This is a genomic window from Mycobacterium angelicum, from assembly GCF_002086155.1.
Taxonomy (GTDB): domain Bacteria; phylum Actinomycetota; class Actinomycetes; order Mycobacteriales; family Mycobacteriaceae; genus Mycobacterium; species Mycobacterium angelicum.
In genome coordinates this window covers 1-243 of record NZ_MVHE01000438.1, presented here as the reverse complement: position 1 = coordinate 243, position 243 = coordinate 1, and the positions used below count along the sequence as shown (strand labels likewise).

Sequence of the window (243 nt, the reverse complement as noted above, 5' to 3'; positions counted from 1 at the left end):
GGGCTCGGTCAAATCCAACATCGGCCACACCCAGGCCGCCGCGGGCGCAGCGGGGCTGATCAAGATGATCACCGCCCTGCAGCACGCGGTATTGCCACCAACACTGCACGTGGATCAACCCAGCCCGCACATCGACTGGACCACCGGCGCCGTGCAACTCCTCACCCAAGCGATGCCCTGGCCCGAATCCGAACACCCCCGCACCGCAGCCGTATCCTCCTTCGGCGTCAGCGGCACCAACGC

Annotated in this window: 1 pseudogene; it reads left to right on the top strand. The window is 67.1% G+C overall.

Going from position 1 to position 243, the window contains the following annotated elements:
• A pseudogene (locus BST12_RS30165) lies at positions 1-243 on the top strand (polyketide synthase); the annotation flags it as partial.